General features: G+C 68.5%; 1 protein-coding gene. It reads left to right on the top strand.

Translation table 11 applies throughout. The features are described 5' to 3' along the window. Positions 1–75: 75 nt before the first annotated feature. A partial coding sequence (locus LMU33_RS40990) for an acyltransferase domain-containing protein (protein ID WP_372478167.1) occupies positions 76–359 on the top strand: 284 nt, incomplete at its 3' end.

Consider the following 359-nt stretch of genomic DNA (forward strand, 5'->3'; position numbering starts at 1 on the left):
GGGGACGCCGGTGTCGAACCGGTCGATGTGGCGTACTCGTTGGCGACGACGCGGTCTGCTCTGGAGCGGCGTGCGGTGGTCGTGGCGGAGGGCCGTGACGGGTTGCTGGCGGGGCTTGAGGCGCTGGCCGACGGACGTGGCGCGGTGTCTGGCCTGGTGACCGGGTCGGTGGTGGCGGGCAAGACGGCGTTCCTGTTCACCGGTCAGGGCAGTCAGCGGCTGGGCATGGGCCGGGAACTGTACGACGCGTATCCCGTGTTCGCCGAGGCGCTGGACGAGGTTTTCGCCAGGTTCGAACTTCCCCTGCGGGAAGCGGTGTTCGGCGATGACGCTCAGCTGATCGATCAGACGGCGTATAC

It is taken from the genome of Streptomyces barringtoniae (assembly GCF_020819595.1).
Taxonomy (GTDB): Bacteria; Actinomycetota; Actinomycetes; order Streptomycetales; family Streptomycetaceae; genus Streptomyces; species Streptomyces barringtoniae.